Source organism: Methylobacterium frigidaeris, from assembly GCF_022179185.1.
Classification (GTDB): domain Bacteria; phylum Pseudomonadota; class Alphaproteobacteria; order Rhizobiales; family Beijerinckiaceae; genus Methylobacterium; species Methylobacterium frigidaeris.
In genome coordinates, this window is the sequence record NZ_BPQJ01000078.1 from 1 (window position 1) to 17,005 (window position 17,005).

The following is a 17,005-nucleotide window of genomic DNA, read 5'->3' on the forward strand; positions in this document are numbered from 1 at the left end:
AGCTCTCGCAGCACCGCTCGGTGCAGCAGGCGGCGCGCTACTACAACGAGGCCGAAATCGACAAAGGCAAAGCCGTGCGGCTGATCGGATAAGGCGAGCGCTGACAGAGATCCGACAGAAGCCTATAAGGCGCCTTCATCCCAGACGAACATCGTTGAGATCGGCGGGCACGTGCTCATCGCAGACCACCTCAAGTCCGACGAATAGCAACTGAGGCCGTCACACTCGGTGGCTCAGGATCGAACCTCGCGATCCGGCGACTGCGCTCCCACACTTCGGCGCTCAATGGACCAGCAAGCGCGCGAGCACCGGCGGCAGCTTCGTCGTCGCTTCGCGCGTCAATGATGTGAGCCGCAAAAATCCGGTTGTCGGCACCGATCAGATAGGCCCGGTAAGTCGGAACATCTTCTTGTGCCGCTTTGCGCAGCTTAAGCACACCGATATTTGACATGCAACATCAGCCCCTCGCTAGAGAAAGCACATATTGCCTCGCCACCCAATGATGCGGCTTTTGCCCGCTTCTGTGGGCACGGTAAGCAGCTTATTCACCAATGTACATCCGCCATGATCGGGCTTGATACTCGGATTTCGCCCCGCCCTCGGCCAAAATCGCCTATGTGATTGTGAAATTTGACGATTTATGGCCGCAGAACGCGTCAGCCGGACCGTCAACCCAGAACTATACTTAAGGTTGCATCGGCGATTGCTTGCCTTAAATTGGTCTTTGCCATAGGGGTTTAGCGGCCATGCTGTAGGCGGTGCACGCGTAGCAAGCGACGCTCTGGATATCCGCTGCACTGTCGACGACTCCGCTCCTGCATTGGCTCAGGCTTGGTCTCGACAAGCCAACCAGGGTCGGCAGTTACTCCTGTGAACATTGAGACGCACTTGCTTTAAGATAGCGTCGACGTTCCAGTTTCCTGCTCACCATCGAGCTGAGGCAGGGGGTTATTTTATGCCGAAATTCCGGCTGCGGATCCTCCACCGCCGGACCACGAGCGGCGGCATGGACACTCATAGTGAGTGGCTCAAAGCCAGGACCACGACAGAAGCCGTCGCGCAAGCGGAAGACCGGGTCAGTCAGGTTCTAGCCGGGCATGCCGGTATCGGCATGCTGAGCGATGAGCGCGACACCCTGGTTTGGTCTGTTCGCCATGATCTACCCAAGCCCATCGATCTCGGCTGATGTTTCGAGCGAACCGGTGTTGCTCAGGCTCTACCCCGCTCCGCGCACCACGGCGAGATCGTCGGGGAGAGCCTCAATCGTGGTCGTCCAGAGCCGCCACGGTGTGGTCGTGGGCAGGAACTCAGCCTCGTCGAGCATGAGGAGCGATCGTCCGGCACACTCGGCCACTAACCGGAATGGCGTCTCAGTAATCGATCCAATCAGCACGACAGTGAGAATGTTTTGGCCGGGTCTCAACCAAGACGTGACATGGTAGGTGAAGCCGTCCTCCGAGGGAGCCAAGCCTTCGATAGCTGGCTCGGTGACCGCGAATGTGTTGAGACTGACGACAGCACGGCATCCTGCCCCTGACATCGTCAGGCGCAGCCGCTCCCCGGCTCGGATCTGCATGAGTGGCCCCTTTTGCAGCCGAGATTGACTGCCTCCCGAGGTTATTACAACTAGAACGAGAGTAGAACGGCAACGATTCATTAACTATGTTGCCGTCACGCTTGCGTCGATCGGCAGCCCCCGCCCGTTCCTGGGAGCCTCGTCGTGCCTGCACGGTGTGACGGGGCTTCTTGCGTCTGGTCGAGGCGGGAGCGAAAGGATGCTCCGAGCTCCGGCTCGCTGAGCACCAAGGAGGATCGATGGGCTACATCGTTGCTGGCGCGAACCTCTCGAACACCAACCGGCCAACTGTTGCTGAGAAGGCCGCCTCGGCCATCGACGCCCTGCGCGTGGTCACCGACCTTCAGAGCGACGGCTACAAAGTGCGCGTCTCCACCTCGGACGGTGAGGAGGTTTCGCCTGAGGACCTTGAGCTTCAGGCTCGAACCGTTACGGGCGAAGGCACCTGATCCATGCCGGAGCCACAGGCCTCAGAGCTCGCCGGCCCGGGATGTGAGGTCAGCGTCGAACGCCCTTTCGCTTCGTCGAGCGAATGGTCGGAAACACGTCTACGAGGCCGCCACCGAGGCGAGCCCAATCTTCCGTAGTCGAGGTGCCAGGTTCTGCCGAAGCAAGGGAACACCAGGTTGCGAGCGCAGGGATCTCTAGTCCTGCAGAGACCAGATGCGTGAGAGCCGAACGGCCTGCGTAAAGGCTGTCTTCATGGCTACTCTCCTTGAAGTTTAAAATGCAGAATGGGGCGAATTCGCCGTCCGTTCACCTCTGGCGATAATGTTCAACTCGCTTAATTATCAGACTTTCGCTACGTTGGCGTACTTGATCGATTTTAAACCTAGTGCTCGACACACCTGAGCACCAATGCGAGCTGATCCGCCTGCTCGCGAGTCAGGCCGGTGCTCACGGCATCGCCGTTGCGATAGAGCGTGTAGGTGCCATCCTGGGTCGGTTTGATCCGGATCGAAGCCATGCAAACTCCTTGAATGTTGCGCCCAAACCTCACCGCTTAAGCTTAACCATTCGTAAATGGCCCGCAACCCCTCAGGATCATGGCTTCACAAGCGAGATCCCCGACCCTTTCGGGAAGCTATCAAGGTCGCTGACCGCGCTGGGTCCTCAGAGCGCCGCGACATTGTCAGTGAGGCTGCCATCCTGTTCGAGCTGCGCCATCACGCGATTGCGGCCCCGCCGCTTGGCCTCGTAGAGCGCTGCATCCGCTGCCGCGAAACACTCCGTCCGGGTCATGCCCGAACCCGGCGTGAGGAACGCCACGCCGATGCTCACAGTCACGAACCCGCCCTCCTGGTCGCTGTGCGGGATCTGGGTGCGTGCCACCGCTTGGCGGATGTGCTCGGCTCGGAACACCACCTCGCTACCTGCAGACCCCAGCATCAAGATGCCGAATTCCTCGCCGCCGATCCGGCAGGCCACCTCGTCAGGCCCGCTCACCTGCCGCTTGAGGCACCGCGCGATGGTTCGCAGCACCTCGTCACCGGCGAGATGGCCATAGGTGTCGTTGTAGAGCTTGAACCGGTCGGCATCGATCAGCAGCAGCGATAGGCCCTCGCCAGTGCGCTCCGCCTGGCCCTGCAATCGCTCGAATACAGCATCGAAGTGGCGTCGGTTCGGCAGACCGGTCAGGCCGTCTGTCGCTGCGAGTTCAGCCAGCGCTTTGTTCGCATCGAGGGCAGCCCGCTCCGCTTGAGCTCGCCGTTCGAGCTCATTCTGCAGCAGCAGGGTGAGGCCAGTGATGCCCAGGCACAGGATCAGCACGACGACGCTGATGCCGATCGCCTTCGTTCGCCAGATCGCCTGGATCGCCGCCACGGAGACGTTCACGTTGATGATGAGGGGTCGCGAGCCAATGTGGCTGAAGGTGTAGAACCGCTCAACGTTGTCCAACTTCGCCGTGGCAACGAACTGCCCGGCATCGTGCTCCAGGTAGTGGCGGAAGTGCGCCGATCCGGCGATGTTGCGTCCGGTGGCTTTGTGATCGGAGGGGTTGCGGGCGAGCATGACGCCGTCAGTGCGAAACAGGGCGACGCTGCTGCCCGGGTCGATGCTGAGACGATGCAGCAGCCCGTCGAGGTAGGACACGTCCATCGCGCCGACGACCACGCCCGCGAACGTCCCGTCCGCATAGGCGAGGCGGCGGCTGAACGGGATGACCAGCCTGGCATCCTTCTGGGTGCGGGTCGGCTCGCCGACGTAGAGGCCGACATCCGGCCGCGCCTTGTGGACGCGAAAGAAGTCGCGGTCGTCGAGCTGCAGGCGACGTGGCACCTGCGAGGCCGAGTCCATGAATACGTTGCCTTGAGCATCCAGGGCGAGGATCGAGCCGAGGCCGTTCGCAGTCGCGGAGCGGTCGAACAGGATGAGGTGGCGCAGATCAGGCGCGACCCCCTCGATCCTGGGGTTCTGCAGGCCCTCGACCACGGCCTGCAGCGAGAGGTCGTAGAGCTCGATGTTGCGGTCGATGGCGCTCTCCGTGATCTCAAGCAGGTTCAGCGAGGTGCGGGAGACCTGGTCCCAGGCGCTCTGGCGCATCTGCAGCACCATCATGGTCGTGACGGTGCCGAGTGCGAGCGTGGCAACGACGCTAAATACTGCGAGTGTGCGTCGACTGGGCTGCCGCAGAAGCTTGAAGTGGCTGCGCATTGATGCCCCGTGCGCGAGAAGGCGCGCTCTGCCAGATGGTGTTGTATGCCAGAAGAATTAATATAAGGTTATTTTCCTAATACACATATTTGTTGCTCAATTATAATATTGATATAGCACAAATTGAATGTTATGTGTCTAAGATAAATCCAGTTGTTGAAGAGTTGTGGCGGTCATCAACTCGATCTCGCGCAGACCCTACCCTTAGCGGGCTGCGCTGCCCCATCTTAGACGGAGCAGGTTGGCCGTGAACGTTGTCGCCATATCGTGGATGAGGACTGCGACGCGACTACGTTGGACTATAGTACTGGTTTGCAGCGCATCGGCAAGTCGTCGCCTCTCCTATGACCAGGTCGCTCTCCCGCGGGAATAATGATTTGGCAACTAGGATTGCCCCGTTTCTGTGGTTCTTGCTCGTCTTGCGTGGACAGCGGTGGATTGACTCGGGCCGCTGACGGGTTGACCCGGCCTCCCCATCGTGGACGGCATGGTTATCCCCCTCGCCATCCCTGAGTGTCGCGTCGGGCGCGTCGTCGAACGGCACGACGATCATCTCGTCATCCCAATGCGACTGGACACGCCCCGACGAGACCCGCCTGGCGCATCAGCCGGGCGATGCGCTTGCGGCTGTGAGCCTCGCCCTGGTCGCGCAACTCCGCCTGGACACGCGGCGAGCCGTAGGTCTGGCGCGAGCCCAGGTGGATCGTGCGGATCCGCCGGAGCAGCACCTCGTCCGCCTGAGTTCGCGCCGAGAGGGGCCGGCTGACCCAGGTATAGTACCCGGCCTTCGAGACACCCAGCACGCGCGCCATGACGGCGATCGGGAAGTGCGCCTGGTTCTCGCTCATGAACCGGAAGATCCCGACGGCAGAACTCCGGTCTCGCGCGCAAACCAGGCTGTCGCGCGAGAGAGGATGTCGCGCTCCAGCTTCAGCTGCCGGTTCTCGCGCCGCAGCCGAAGCAGCTCCTCGCGCTCGTTCGCCGACAGCGCGGCCTCAGTAGCAGCAGGCTTCGCCTCCCGGCGTCCCTCCTGCTGGTCGGCCTCGGCCACCGGCCGCTGGCCGTGCCATCGCCGCGGCGGGCCAGTGACGACACGGCGCGACCAGGAGGCTCGGCCGGCCCCGGACCTCGTCGACCGCAGCTTTGCGGCCGATGAACCCAACCGGTTGTGGGTCGCGGACATCACCTACATCCCGACGAATGCAGGGTTCCTCTACCTGGCGATCGTGCTCGACGCGTTCAGCCGCCGGATCGTCGGCTGGTCAATGACTGATCACCTGCGAACTGAACTGGTACTGGACGCACTTGAGATGGCCGTCGGCCAGAGAAAGCCGCGAGAAGTAATCCATCACTCGGATCAGGGCTCGCAATATACCTCTCTGGCCTTCGGCAGCCGCTGCCGCGAAGCCGGTGTGCGGCCCTCGATGGTCTCGGTCGGAGACGCCTACGATAATGCCATGGCCGAGAGCTTCTTCTCGACCCTGGAATGCGAGCTGCTCGCCCGCCGGCGCTTCCGCTCCCGGCCTGAGGCCCGCATGGCCCTCTTCAGCTACCTCGAGGGCTTCTACAACCCCGTGCGGCGACACTCCGCCCTGGGCTACCGCTCACCCCTCGTCTACGAACAGGAGCATCGCCCACAGCCCACAACCGAAACACAGGTCAACCAAGCCCCCTAACCGTCCACGGAAACGGGGCAATCCCAAACCGCTCCCAGGGATTGCCACTGGGCGGCGGCGAGACGGGCCGGGGGCAGTTCTTCCTCACGCTGCTCGCCGGCCTAGTGGTCGGCACGCCGCTCGGCGGCACGCTTTTCGGCCTCAATCTCTGGCTCACCGCCCGCTGGCTCGACATGAACCACAACGACGCCTTCAGCGCGATGCGGCTCGACAGCTACCGCCACTTCCTGCGAATTAAATTGGAAGGCGAGGTCTTGACCATCTACCCGCTCGGGCTGGACCGCGTGCCAACCCGTAGCGAGTGGAGGCAGAACCCGAACGGCCCGGGCGGACCCGTACCCGGGGCCTCGATGCTCCTGCCGCCCGAGGGTACGCGGATGGCGCTGATCGAGGACCCGATCGTCATCCACGCGGTTGCCGTGCCGCCGGTGGCGACGTTGGTCGAACCGGCCGAGTTGAAGACAGCCACACCGGGTGAGACGCCGGCCACGGCGACCGGAGAGGGGCCACCGCCGCACTGATCCGAACCTTCTTTTGCGTGCGCGGCCTCTGCGATCCGCTCAGGCGCCCTGCTCATCCCTCGAGATTTGACGGCGAAGGTTAATCCGTGCCTGGATGTAAGTTACCGCGGCTCGCGTCCCGAACCCGAGTCGCACCACCTGGAGACACCTGCCGCCGCAGTGAGACCCTGAAAAAGCGAGACCCCCTCACCTTGCCGGGTGAAGGGGTCTAGAGCCCCGAGGGGGCCGATCCAGTCGTAGCAAACGGATCATCCCCCGAAATTGCCGTCTCGTCAATCCGGAACCCGTGTTCCGGAAACGATGGCGCTTTGCCAGGAACCGGGCGCGCGCAAGCGTGACCCGGCTCGATCTGCCGCGGCCTCAGCACGAGGCCGACCGATGACCTATGACCAGATGAGAGAAGCGATCGCCCGGGCGCATCCGCGCGCCTGTGCCGACCTGCGCACGCAGCTCTACGCCGTGCACGCGGCGGGCGGCCTGACCGACGACGACGCGGCCGAGCTCGACGCCGCGATCGAGGCGCGCCGCAAGGGTCCCGCCCCCGCGGCCCTCGCGCCGGTCGGACTGTCGCTCGCCGCCGCGATCGCGCCCACCGCCGCCCGGATCACAAATTTCGCGCCCCGCCGCCAACACTCGCCGGACCGCGCCAAGAGCCGCGAGCGGCGTCGAGGCTTAGGCGGCTCGAGCCCGCTGCCCGAGCCGCTCGCCCGCCGTTACACCGAGGGCCAGCGGGCCGTGCTGTTCATCGTCGGGGAGGAGATCGCCGCGCGCGGTGTGTGTGGCCTCTCGGTCGCCGAGATCGCAGCCCGGGCCGGCGTCTGCCACCGCCACGCGCAGATGGCCCTACGGCTGGCCGAGAGCGACGGGCTCGTCACGATCACCGAGCGCCCCCGCAAGGGCCAGAAGCACCAGACGAACCTCGTGCGCGTCCTCTCCAAGGAATGGGCCGCGTGGCTCGCACGGCGTCGACCGACAGGGTGCAAACCGACTCCCTCCACGGGGACTCAAGGATTCTCTTCCTCTCTAGAATCGAAGACGACGGCTCGCGGAAGCGGTGCGATGGGTTTTCGGAGGGCGGATTCGGGCTCTGGACTGGCAAGACGGCCGGCTACGAGCCTCCGATTCTAGCCTGAGACTGTGGCCGCCCCTGGAATCGAGAACGCCGGACCCTGGTGAAGATCCGGCGCTCGGTGAGGGATTCGGGATTGGGTCAGGCGATCAGCGCTTCGTGTTGCGCCGGCCATCCTCCGGCACGAGGGAGAGGTCGAGACCCTCGGCGTAGCCCTTCGCGGCAAGCGCCTCGATCACGAGGTACTTCACCGACACCTTGCGCTTGGCCGATTCCATCTTGAGCGCGAGCCAGATGAGATCAGGCACCTCGAGCCGCAGCGGGCTTACCGGGCCATCGTACATCGCCGGGGCGGCGGCAGGCGCAGAGGGCGGCGCAGCAGGAGTGGTGACGGGCGCCGGCTCCGCGACAGGCTCTGGCGGAGGCGCGAGCGGTCGGGCGAACCCGGCCTCGGCCCCGCCGGCGACGAGCTGCGCGAGATCCTCGGGGTTCGTGCGCGGGCGCGGGGCGCGGCCGAGGGGAATGGACTTGGCAGGCGTGGACATCAGGCGGCAGCCTCGGACGGGGTGATGACGGCGAGGATCTCGTCAAGCGCGCGGGCGATCTCGGCCGCAGCCTTCGGATCGCCATCCGGCTCGAGCGGCGTCAGGCCGTTGAAGTGCATCGACTGGTAGGCGTTCGGGCGCCGGATTGTCTCCGTCGCGAGCACCGGAATGCCGGCGTCGACGACCTCCTGCCGGGCGTGCTTGGCGACCCGGCTCGCGATCGTCGCCATGCCGGTGAAGATGACGCGCGCGGGAATGGGGCGCCGCAGCATCTTCTCGGCCCGCTTCACCTCGGCGTGGGTGCGAAACACCTCCTGCAGGTCCATACCGGAGATGCCCGAGGGGATCACGACGATGTCGCTCTCGGCGATCGCGAAGGTCACGGCCTTCGAGGCCGCACCCTCCAGGTCGATCACGACGAGGGCATAGCGCTCGACGGCCTCGGCGATCCGGTCCTGCATGGTCGCCTCCGTGACGCCAGCGATCACGTCAACGCCCCCTCCCCTGCCCTCGCGGTCGGCCGCCTCGCGCCAGGCGCGCACGTGACCGTTCGGATCGGCGTCGAGGATGACGACGCCGGCGCCGCGTTGCGCGGCGGCCGAGGCGAGGCAGATCGCGAGCGTCGTCTTGCCGACGCCTCCCTTGGTCGAGCACAGGCTGACGACAGGCATGTAGGCTCCTTCACGGATGGGCGGGCGCCGGTCTGTGCAGGTGCCGGCTTGAGCGGGTGGGCGGACAGGCGCACGCCCGGGCGCCCGGATAGGCGTAAGCGCGGACTCACAACAAAACATGAAGGCGCGCGCACGGAACGGCGGAACGGCTTCAGGGCGAGCGCCTATCAAGGCTCGCGCCATAGCGCCATCCCGCATTTCTGTCGTGATAGACGGAAAGGCGTGAGACGTGAAAGGCGCCTGTTTTCAATGGCGGAAAGGCGTCCGCCCAAATGTACATTTGATCAAGTTAGGGTGGTCCCTCTGGATCCGGTTCCCCGAACGCCGCACCCCTGTCCGTCAGGTAACACCCTCGTGGTCACCCGCATCGATCGCCTCGCCCGTTCGCTGGGCGACCTCCAGGACATTGTTCGCGAGCTCAAAGCCAAGGGCGCTTCTCTCGTCGCCACCGAGCAGCCGATCGACACTGGTACCGCCGCCGGCAAGGCGTTCCTCGACATGCTCGGGGTGTTCGCCGAGTTCGAGACCAACCTGCGGCGCGAGCGCCAGATGGAGGGGATCGCCAAGGCCAAGGCCGCTGGCGTCTACAAGGGCGGTAAGACGCGGATTGCCGCCGATGAGGTGCGGCGTCTGGCGGGGGAGGGGCTGGGTCCTTCAGCCATTGCCCGGCAGCTGGGGATCGGTCGGGCGAGCGTCTATCGCCTGCTCGGCTCAGGCAAGACTGCAGGAGTCTAGAACAGCTGAGTACGGTTCGTGTTACCGAGGTCAGCACGTCGATGCACTTCAGAGCAGCGATCGGCGTATCCACATAAGCCGGCCGAGCGTGGGCGTTACATTGTAGGGTAACGCACATTCTGGCCGCCGACGCAGCATCTAGATTTATTCTGTGCGAGGTAGATCTTGAAAATAATTTGTAATCTAGTTGACAACGATTTTTGCTTATAATAGGCTGCACCCATGATCACGCCTAAATAGGGGTTGCGGCATGCGTGTTTGATCGATTTTTCCCTCAAAAATGTAACATCCAATACAAAAGGGGCCGCAAGGCTCCTTTTTTTGTTTGTGGAGATTGATTGTGTCATCAACTCTCGAAAGCACCATTTCGTCTCAGGGAATGTGTAATGCTGGCTTGATCGTGTTTGGCCTCGATAGTGGCGGCCGACCTCACGCGGCGCGGTTCGAGGTGCACGAGGCAGCCTTGGCTCGGCAGGCAGCAGCAGCTCTGCGCATGCAAGCTCTCACCGTCGCCAGCGACGAGCTCCGAACCGAGGCTCAGGGGCTACCACAAGGCCGGTTGTTCGCCAGTGGGCGAGCCTTCGTACCCTTTGCCAAAGTCGCCGTGTACGCCCGCCTCAAAGCCCTCAGCGATGCGACGGACACCTCTGATACCGCCTCGCCGGTCCTGAGGGCTGAACCTCAACCTGCCGCGCCCGAAGCTGATGAGGGTAGGGGAGGTGATACCTCCGCTTTCGCCGCCCCCGGCGCCCCTGAGCTGCCCCACGCAGGTTCGCGGCATCTCCCAATCAGCTGGGACCAGATCCGCATGGGCAGCCTCGTGCTTGCCCCCGAGCATGATGAGGAGAGCTGGTGGCCGGCCATCGTGATGAGCGTCAAGGCAAAGGGCCGACTCGAACTGCGCTGGCGCGACTGGTTCGACGAGCCGGCTTTCGTGCGACGCCGCGACCAGATCGCCCTGCTCAACCCGAGACTGTTCCTCGACGAGTGAACGGCTGAAGTGCGAACCAGTCAAACCGGAGGATGAAAATGGCCAAGTCGTACGATGCGGATGCACCCACCGAACCGGGGGCTGGTACGCCGCCGCGGTTCACCCCGATCAAGGTGCTGCTGCCGAAGGGCAGCGGCTGGTCCGATCGCCACCTACCGACCCTCAGGGCCATGCAGGCGGTTATCGGTCAAGACGGGCCATCGCTGCAGCATGCCCTGACCGAAGCCGAGGCTGTGCGCCCAACTCTAATGGCAGAGCTCGTTAAGGCGCTCGAGGGCAGCGCGGCCCACTTCACGCACCTTGCCGCTTTGATGCGCCTCGCTGGCGACCGTGTCGGGATGATCGCCGAGAAAGGACACGCGGGATCTATGACAGCTATCGAAATAGAACAAAACATGAACAAAGAGAGCGATCTCCACGAAATCGAGAGTCCGAGCGCGGCAGCACATCGCGGAACAATCCAGCAGTTGAACGATGCCTTGCGGGTGAGGGGGCAGGGGGGTCAGATCGTCGTCACGCCCGGCGTACGCGCCCTCGATCCTGAGCGCGTGGCGGCTCTGATAGCGGCGGTCGAGGCCTTCGACGCGTTCACGCCCGAGAACGACCCTCACGGCGAGCATGACTTCGGCGCGGTCGAGGTAGCCGGGGCGCGCTACTACTGGAAGATCGACTACTACGGCCGCAGCAGCCCAGGGCACTCCCTCGATCCGGCTGATGCCGCGGCTACTCTCCGGGTTCTCACGATCATGCGCGCGGACGAATATTGACTGAGAGTCGGCGCACAATGCGCATCGGCGAGACGCACATCATCCTCAACCACATGATTTGCGTTCGAGTTCAAATAGATCGACGTCGGTCTATATCTAACCCGACGCCGAGCTGAACTCATGAACGGTGCTGTTATCTCTTAGATCGTTACTTCCAGGCCCAGAGTCGCGCGGGGTCGTAGGCGATCAATACCTCGCGACCGGGTGGGTAGTCTGAATGCCACTTTCTGTGGCGTGACAGGCCGGGTGGCAAGCGATCGACGACGCGGCCCAATCGAGCCGCTCGCACGAGCGCGCACTCGATCAGGTCGGGGAAAGCTTCGGCTGAGCCGAGGTCGAGCACGCCGCCGAGCATGCTCAGCATGGCCGCCGCGGCGAAGTCGAAGGGCGGGTTGAATGCCTTGCGCGGGTCGTTGTCGGGGGTGTTGAGACAATCGGCAAGAGCGCTCAGGTTCACGATCGTGAAGGTCAGGGCGGCTGCCGAAGGTTCGAGGCCGGTTACGGTAATGGCGGGACGCGGCGTTTCGACGTTGAGGCAGGCTTCACTTTGAACGCGAACCTGCGCGACGGATTGTCTCGGTGTGTTCGGCTGGCTTGGGAGAGGCCGGATGATCTCGCCGTGCAGGCGGAAAGTAAATAATCCCATCATTTGTATCACCTCGTCGAGTCGCGTTGAGTAAATTGCGACCCGACAAGCTTTTACGCGGTCAATATTCGGCAAGTGGCCTTGGAAAAAATCCGATTATCATTTCAGCGGATATCCGTGGTACGCATTATCCACTATGTTCAACACGGTTTCTCGCAAGTTCTCAGTCTCATCTCTCAAACATGGTGCCAGTTTGACGAGCACTTTCGCAGATTTTTCGCCGCCGAGAACATAGATTAAATGCGTGAGTGATACGTACAACAGCATCGCTGCGGCATCTTCGTCGAAAACGCATGTGGGGTCATCATCTCCTCTGAAAATCCTCTGCGAAGTTGCCTCTTCAAAGCAACACCTCACAGCCTCTTCCATCAGCTCGCCGCGGAGATCCCGGGTGGTACACCCATCCTCGTCGAGCACGTAGGCGCCTATTACTGATGTTTTGCTCATAAGCTTTCCAGTGCGGTACACCTTAGTGACGGCGCGGCGGACTCGGCGCACGACACTTAGCTTGCTATTGTCCAACATGTTGATTAATCCATTTCTAGCGCGGTTGCGCCTAATTATTTACGGGACCTGATCCCGGCAGCTTTGCTGATCACGCGGCAGCCGCGGTCTATTGAGCCGCCCGTTCTGCGTTGCTGGTCGGAGCAAGCGGCGAGCTAACGACGTCGGCAATCTGCCAGGCCGATACCGATCCACTCCGAGGAGACAGTGCCGCGAGCTCTTGGTGGTCGATCACAGCCCCGCCGCCGTGACCGGCCGGCGATCAGCGCGTCGCGGCCGGCACGTAGGAGGAGTGCCACTTCCTCCAGCGTAACACTTCGGACTGCAGGTGACCGACCACCGCTCATAAGCGGGACGCCCTTGCTCGCGCTCCGAGCCCAGCTGGAAAACGCTTTCCAGCTGGGCGCAGGCAGGCGGCGTTGCGCCTACCCGCCTTCGACGGCCGATCGACTCAGACAGACCCACCTGGACCGGCCCTCGCGGCCGAACCCGCTCGCCCTCATCTGCCGGTGCCGCTTGCCATCTCGTCCCGGTACGAGGACCCTGCGGCGCTGGAGGACTGTGAGCACCGCGTCCGCCGCCGGCTGCGATCCCGCGAGCCTCTCGAATTGGTCCGGGATCAAGGCGACCACCTCGCCCGCGCCCGGGAGCACGCGGCAGAAGCCCCAAGCGCGCCCATGCAGACCTTTCCTGAGTTTCTCGCTGCCTTCGACCCTTGGCAGCCGTTTCCCGCTCTCCAGCGCCCGGCGAAGGAGCTCCAAAACCACGTCGGCCTGCTCCTCGGCCAGGAAAACGGCCTTACGTGCTCGATGATAAATTCGTCGTACCGCCCGCTGCGCATCTTTGGTTGTGAACGGCGCCAAATCCGCTTCGGCGGCCAAAATCGCACCGGCTAGGACGAACCCGAATTTCCGAGCAAACCGCGCCTCCCAGGGATTGTGGGCGGCGCCTACCTTATCGATGAACTTTTTCACGATCGCGCTCGCCCGCTTCCCATATCGCTTCTGTTCGGCGACGACGCGTTCGATGAACGGCTCGAATGCCGCACCATAATTCTCGCTGATCGCATCCTCGACCTGCTTCGCGAGTGCGACTGCACTCGTGGGATCAGGAGCCTTCGCCAAGCGGTCAAAAATCCCATGCCGCTCGCGTGAGGGAACGGGAACGTCGATTTGGCGCAGCCGCTCGCCGTCGGCCCGGCGCCAGCTCTGCTGATGACTCTCGAGAGGGATCTCACCCGTCGAGAGTCCAATCACCCGCCAAGTCAAGTTCACGAGGTCTGGGTCACGGCCGGCCTTGCGCGACCGCGTCTGTCCGACTCCGCCTGCGAGCGTGAAGGCGATCTCGCGCTGACGATCGCGCCGCAGCTCCTGGCCGCCCTGCTGACGCCCCGCCTCGTCGAGGACGAGAAGACCGTCGTTGTGTTTGCAGCAATGCTCCTCGAAGGCACGATGAGTGAGGTCGTAGGTGACTAGGTCGGTTGAGCCCGCGCGGCCAGCAACTGAAAGACCGACGCGGCAGGCGAGTGATTTGCCAGTCGAGGAAGGCCCAAAGAAATTGAAGAGGACGCCTTCATCCTCGTCGAGGGGCCGCAGGAGAGGGGCCGCATAGGCGGCTCCGAGCGCGAACACGAGGTATGACGAGGCCCGGCACGGTTCGATGAGGGCTTGCTGCCAAGCCTCGGCGGAACCTGCCTTACTCCAAAGCGCACCTCGTTGGTCATCACCGCCCTTGAACCGAAGGGTGCCTGCCGCATCGCCGTAGGCACCTCCGGGTGTGAGAAAGGTCCGGCCATGCCACCCGGTGCGGGCGCTGACCTGGTGATGCTTCTTTGGCGTTCGAGCCAAAGCGGCCGTCACAAGAGCGAGCCGCTGCTTCTGGTCGCGGGGCAACGCCGCGCCGGCATCGAGGAGCTGCTTGACCACCTCGCCGGGCGTGGTCACGGCGCTGCGATCGATGATGAGATTTTCTTTGCCGCCACCGAGCGCGGCTTCGCGCCGGTACCGCAATTTCACTTGGATGCGACGCGTGTCGATATCTTCGATCAAAGCGACCGATTGGACCTGCGGCCGACGGTCCGTAGTGACGCGCGCGCGGGTGCGCATGTCGGAATTTGACATTGTGGGTTTCCCCTCCATGACGAAGTGAGCCATGAGCCAGAGACGGCTCATGGCTCACCGTGTCGGCAGGGTTGCCGGCACGGTACGATTGCTTTTACGGGCGTGCAGAGATGGGGACGGGCGTCGCGATGCAGTGTTGAGGCCCAAGCCTGCGACAATCACCCATCAGCTCCCCCTAACCGCCCGCCAGCTGCCCCTGACGGGCCCGCAGACCCATTCCTCTTCCCCCTTCCCTGCACGAATAAATACAGCGCCCGCATCGCCTCGATGCCGCCATTGCGGGGAGACCAGCAGTCGGTCATTACCACGAGATCGGCGAAAGATTGCCGGTCGAGCCACAGCAGCACCTGGGCGCCGAACGGCTCTGGGATGCGACCATGCTTTCTGACCCGCTTGGGCTTGCCGTCGATCTCAACGACCGGCTTGCCGGGCCAATATCCCTTTGCGAGGTAGGTGAATTGCCTGAGCCGGTCGCCAACGCGGGAGCGCCGCACTGGGGCTGCCCCCGTCGCCGTGGCTTTGTAGCCCGCGATCGTCGCCAGCAGCTTCATCAGCGCGGCGGCCTTAGCTGCTGTTGTCACGACGTGGTAGTGTAGCTGGTAGACCCCGCTCGTTGGCTCGAACTCGCCGTGCAGAACCGCGAACAGAGGGCCTGGCACGCGCGTGACTCCAGCCCGGTTCAGGTGCTGCCGGAACTGCCCTTTGATCTGTTCCGCGGTGACCGCATCAAGGGTGTCAGGCGTGTACGCCCACCCCGAGTAGATCACTGTCACCGTGCGGAGTTCGTCGTCGGCGTAGCCCTCGAAGCCATCGAGCAGCGCGCGACTCAGATCTTGCCGGATCAGCCGCATTCGCATTGACGAGGCCAGAGTGGTGGGGGAAAAACCACTCGTGTTCCCCGCTTCCAGGCGTTCGGCCAAGGAGCCCAGGGCTTCGTGATCGAGGAGAGGGCGCTTGAGGTGACGAGGGCACTGCCGCGAGAGCCATTGACGGTCATTCCAATTGATCCAGTTCGTCAGCCCCGGTTGATTTAGAACACGACGTGCTTGGCGGGCACGCAATCGATCCTCTCGCGCAGCCTCCTGTTCGGTCTCGAACCGCTCCACGCCCGGGGTGATCATGGTGGCGGCCGCGTTGGCATCAAACTGATCGCGACATGTACCGCCCAGATGCTTGTAGTGGGCAGGGTCGTGGGGTCGTTCCTTGCTGCGCTTGAGGCGCTTCGGCGACACCTCCGCCGACGTGGCCGGCAGGCAGGGGAATTTCGTAGGCGTCATCACGTGTTCTTTCCGGGTTGTGACGACGAGCCTTTACGGGGCACACCTCAGGAGCCGCGGAGTTGGCGAAATTCGCCAGCCTCGCCGATGACGCTCGTACGTGACGAGGAGGGCAGCCAATCTCGCGGACGACTCGCGCCAAGTCAGCCTGATTTGGTCCGGCGACGCCCCACCCTGGGGACGATCCTCGACGCGCGTGCACAGCGCGTACTGGCGAACCCTCGATGAACTGCCGTGGCAAGATCCTGATCACGCTGCCTCGTCCAACTCAACAGAGGCCGCAAACCTTCGCTGCCTTCGCGACCCCCTGGGTAATTACATCATGGCGCATCCTTGCTCGTTGATTGAGTGACAGTTATAAGTTGGCGCGATCAAAGCGTGGAGTGATCGTATGGATCCGTTTTTCAGCATGCCAGTTTTGCCAATTCCTGGCGAGACAGCTGCGTCCGTTCTGCAACGTTTGCGTAGAGTACACTTTCCAGCCATTTATAATGCAGATGATAGATTTTTCAGCTACAAGCTCATTTCACTTTTTTATGCAATATCATTCGTTGGGCCAAGCGGTGATTTTGCCGAATTTGGAGTCTACAAGGGACGATGCGCTCGCTTCCTGTTGGAACTGATCAAAGATGGTAGAAAGCTTCATCTCTTCGACAGCTTTGAGGGTTTGCCGGAAGATTGGGTAGGCGACTGGAAAAAGGGTGCTTTTGCTATGAAAGATGGAGATATACCTACTTTTGACTCGAGCAAGGCGACCGTACATAAGGGATGGTTCTCAGACTCGGTACCTAGATTTGCTGCTACTCATGATCTGCCGTTATCTTTTCTGCACATCGATTGTGATCTTTATAGTTCGACTAAGGATGTATTATGGCCTCTGAATGGTCATATTGTCCCAGGTTCAATCCTTTTATTTGATGAATACCAAATGGAGAGTGCTGGGCAGGTCGATGACGGCGAGCACCGAGCGTTAGTCGAGTGGGCCAGCATGTTTGGTCGAGGATACGAGTATCTTTGGCGAACTGAATGGATGCAAGTTGCAGTTCGTGTGACCAAGTAGGCGCGGTGGGTCCACGTCAGAGAGTTCACAAAGAAACCTCTGATGCAGTAATTACCCAGGGGGGGGGTGGGGCCGGCGCGGTCTCGGCTCGGAGCGGGTTCAGGCGCTCCCCCCTTGCGGTCACGAGGTTTGGCTGATTCCCTGTCGGTATGAGCCGCAGTGACCTCGAGCGCCTGAGCAAGGAGGAACTGA

18 protein-coding genes and 3 pseudogenes are annotated in these 17,005 nt (G+C 62.6%); 9 read left to right on the top strand and 12 right to left on the bottom strand.

The genetic code is table 11. The features are described 5' to 3' along the window. Positions 1-190 precede the first annotated feature (190 nt). Positions 191-451, bottom strand: coding sequence for a hypothetical protein (locus tag MFF64_RS34950; protein ID WP_238193668.1), 261 nt, complete (start codon positions 449-451; stop codon positions 191-193). Between the two features lie 555 nt (positions 452-1,006). Between MFF64_RS34950 and MFF64_RS34955 the strand changes: the two genes are divergently transcribed. Beyond that, positions 1,007-1,186, top strand: a complete 180-nt coding sequence (locus MFF64_RS34955) for a hypothetical protein (protein WP_165795608.1) — start codon at positions 1,007-1,009, stop codon at positions 1,184-1,186. A 30-nt stretch (positions 1,187-1,216) separates the two neighbouring features. Here the strand turns inward: MFF64_RS34955 and MFF64_RS34960 are convergent, their stop codons facing one another. Next, positions 1,217-1,576: a hypothetical protein gene (locus MFF64_RS34960; protein WP_133123251.1), complete on the bottom strand. Its 360-nt coding sequence runs from the start codon at positions 1,574-1,576 to the stop codon at positions 1,217-1,219. A 239-nt stretch (positions 1,577-1,815) separates the two neighbouring features. Between MFF64_RS34960 and MFF64_RS34965 the strand changes: the two genes are divergently transcribed. Then, on the top strand, positions 1,816-2,025 hold the full coding sequence (locus MFF64_RS34965; RefSeq protein WP_099900972.1) for a hypothetical protein: 210 nt from the start codon (positions 1,816-1,818) through the stop codon (positions 2,023-2,025). Between the two features lie 383 nt (positions 2,026-2,408). Here MFF64_RS34965 and MFF64_RS37960 read toward each other — a convergent pair whose 3' ends face one another. The 4 genes and pseudogenes from MFF64_RS37960 to MFF64_RS38735 all read right to left on the bottom strand — a co-directional run bounded on the left by MFF64_RS37960 (position 2,409) and on the right by MFF64_RS38735 (position 5,282). Further along, the gene (locus MFF64_RS37960) at positions 2,409-2,543 is read right to left on the bottom strand and encodes a hypothetical protein (protein ID WP_273557203.1); all 135 of its coding nucleotides are present in this window, start codon (positions 2,541-2,543) and stop codon (positions 2,409-2,411) included. A gap of 146 nt (positions 2,544-2,689) precedes the next feature. After that, the gene (locus MFF64_RS34970) at positions 2,690-4,231 is read right to left on the bottom strand and encodes a GGDEF domain-containing protein (protein ID WP_099902629.1); all 1,542 of its coding nucleotides are present in this window, start codon (positions 4,229-4,231) and stop codon (positions 2,690-2,692) included. Positions 4,232-4,815: 584 nt separating this feature from the next. Then, a pseudogene (locus MFF64_RS34975) lies at positions 4,816-5,079 on the bottom strand (IS3 family transposase); the annotation flags it as partial. After that, positions 5,076-5,282 (bottom strand): hypothetical protein, encoded by a 207-nt coding sequence (locus MFF64_RS38735; protein ID WP_238193670.1) that lies wholly within the window; start codon positions 5,280-5,282, stop codon positions 5,076-5,078. The pseudogene MFF64_RS34975 and the gene MFF64_RS38735, both read right to left, overlap by 4 nt. Before the next feature lie 19 nt (positions 5,283-5,301). On the opposite strand from MFF64_RS38735, the pseudogene MFF64_RS34985 reads away from it, so the two are divergent. The 3 genes and pseudogenes from MFF64_RS34985 to MFF64_RS34995 form a co-directional block, all read left to right on the top strand. After that, positions 5,302-5,907, top strand: a pseudogene (locus tag MFF64_RS34985) (IS3 family transposase); the annotation flags it as partial. 41 nt (positions 5,908-5,948) lie between these two features. Continuing rightward, complete coding sequence (locus tag MFF64_RS34990) at positions 5,949-6,428, top strand: hypothetical protein (RefSeq protein WP_238193671.1); 480 nt, start codon at positions 5,949-5,951, stop codon at positions 6,426-6,428. Between the two features lie 378 nt (positions 6,429-6,806). Beyond that, on the top strand, positions 6,807-7,556 hold the full coding sequence (locus MFF64_RS34995; RefSeq protein ID WP_238193672.1) for a hypothetical protein: 750 nt from the start codon (positions 6,807-6,809) through the stop codon (positions 7,554-7,556). A gap of 90 nt (positions 7,557-7,646) precedes the next feature. Here MFF64_RS34995 and MFF64_RS35000 read toward each other — a convergent pair whose 3' ends face one another. Further along, complete coding sequence (locus MFF64_RS35000) at positions 7,647-8,042, bottom strand: hypothetical protein (RefSeq protein ID WP_207767887.1); 396 nt, start codon at positions 8,040-8,042, stop codon at positions 7,647-7,649. Beyond that, positions 8,042-8,713: a nucleotide-binding protein gene (locus MFF64_RS35005; protein WP_099900217.1), complete on the bottom strand. Its 672-nt coding sequence runs from the start codon at positions 8,711-8,713 to the stop codon at positions 8,042-8,044. Before MFF64_RS35005 ends, MFF64_RS35000 begins: the two co-directional genes overlap by 1 nt. Positions 8,714-9,055: 342 nt before the next feature. Here MFF64_RS35005 and MFF64_RS35010 point away from each other — a divergent pair. From MFF64_RS35010 to MFF64_RS35020, 3 genes and pseudogenes are all read left to right on the top strand, one after another. Further along, a pseudogene (locus MFF64_RS35010) lies at positions 9,056-9,448 on the top strand (recombinase family protein); the annotation flags it as partial. An 808-nt stretch (positions 9,449-10,256) separates the two neighbouring features. Next, the gene (locus MFF64_RS35015; protein WP_099900221.1) at positions 10,257-10,439 is read left to right on the top strand and encodes a PWWP domain-containing protein; all 183 of its coding nucleotides are present in this window, start codon (positions 10,257-10,259) and stop codon (positions 10,437-10,439) included. A gap of 38 nt (positions 10,440-10,477) precedes the next feature. After that, complete coding sequence (locus MFF64_RS35020) at positions 10,478-11,206, top strand: DUF3768 domain-containing protein (protein ID WP_238193673.1); 729 nt, start codon at positions 10,478-10,480, stop codon at positions 11,204-11,206. Positions 11,207-11,354: 148 nt separating this feature from the next. Here the strand turns inward: MFF64_RS35020 and MFF64_RS35025 are convergent, their stop codons facing one another. The 4 genes from MFF64_RS35025 to MFF64_RS35040 all read right to left on the bottom strand — a co-directional run bounded on the left by MFF64_RS35025 (position 11,355) and on the right by MFF64_RS35040 (position 15,756). After that, positions 11,355-11,855 (bottom strand): hypothetical protein, encoded by a 501-nt coding sequence (locus tag MFF64_RS35025; RefSeq protein WP_238193674.1) that lies wholly within the window; start codon positions 11,853-11,855, stop codon positions 11,355-11,357. A 96-nt stretch (positions 11,856-11,951) separates the two neighbouring features. Continuing rightward, a complete protein-coding gene (locus MFF64_RS35030; protein ID WP_238193675.1) occupies positions 11,952-12,377 on the bottom strand; it encodes a hypothetical protein in 426 nt (141 codons plus the stop codon). A 404-nt stretch (positions 12,378-12,781) separates the two neighbouring features. Then, positions 12,782-14,527: a DUF927 domain-containing protein gene (locus MFF64_RS35035; RefSeq protein WP_238193676.1), complete on the bottom strand. Its 1,746-nt coding sequence runs from the start codon at positions 14,525-14,527 to the stop codon at positions 12,782-12,784. A 107-nt stretch (positions 14,528-14,634) separates the two neighbouring features. Continuing rightward, positions 14,635-15,756, bottom strand: a complete 1,122-nt coding sequence (locus MFF64_RS35040; protein ID WP_238193677.1) for a hypothetical protein — start codon at positions 15,754-15,756, stop codon at positions 14,635-14,637. 388 nt (positions 15,757-16,144) lie between these two features. On the opposite strand from MFF64_RS35040, the gene MFF64_RS35045 reads away from it, so the two are divergent. Next, positions 16,145-16,813 (top strand): TylF/MycF/NovP-related O-methyltransferase, encoded by a 669-nt coding sequence (locus MFF64_RS35045; protein WP_238193678.1) that lies wholly within the window; start codon positions 16,145-16,147, stop codon positions 16,811-16,813. Positions 16,814-17,005: the final 192 nt, after the last annotated feature.